The sequence below is a fragment of the Rhodococcus sp. T2V genome, from assembly GCF_029269925.1.
GTDB lineage: Bacteria > Actinomycetota > Actinomycetes > Mycobacteriales > Mycobacteriaceae > Rhodococcus_F > Rhodococcus_F koreensis.
This window is the reverse complement of record NZ_JARJBD010000397.1, coordinates 1-486: the sequence shown is the minus strand read 5'-3', so window position 1 is coordinate 486 and position 486 is coordinate 1. Positions and strand designations below refer to the sequence as shown.

Here is a 486-nt window from a genome sequence, read left to right as displayed (position 1 = left end):
GCATGAAGAAGTCTGACAGGGACATCATGGAAATTCTCGAGGCCTACGACACCACGGGCAGTGCACACTCCGCAGCGCAGCTGGCCGGGGTCGATCCGAAAACCGTCCGACGCTATGTCGCCGCCCGTGACGACGGGATGCCGGTGACCGGCCCGTCGCGGCGACCACGCATCATCGACGAGCATCTACCTCAGATCGAGCAATGGGTCGAGCGCAGCAAAGGCAAGGTCCGCGCCGACATCGTCCACGAACGCCTCGTCGCTCTCGGTTTCGACGGCACCGAACGCACCACCCGACGCGCCGTCGCGGATGCGAAAGCCGCATGGCAGGCCGGGCACCGCCGCACCTACCGACCTTGGATCACCGAACCCGGACTGTGGATGCAATTCGACTGGGGTGAGGGCCCGAAGGTACCCGGGCCCGGCGGAGTCCTGCGCTCGACCCTGTTGTTCTGCGCCTGGCTGGCATGGTCACGCTACCGGGTGG

General features: G+C 66.3%; 1 pseudogene. It reads left to right on the top strand.

Going from position 1 to position 486, the window contains the following annotated elements:
• Positions 1 to 2: 2 nt before the first annotated feature.
• A pseudogene (locus P3H15_RS54555) lies at positions 3 to 486 on the top strand (IS21 family transposase); the annotation flags it as partial.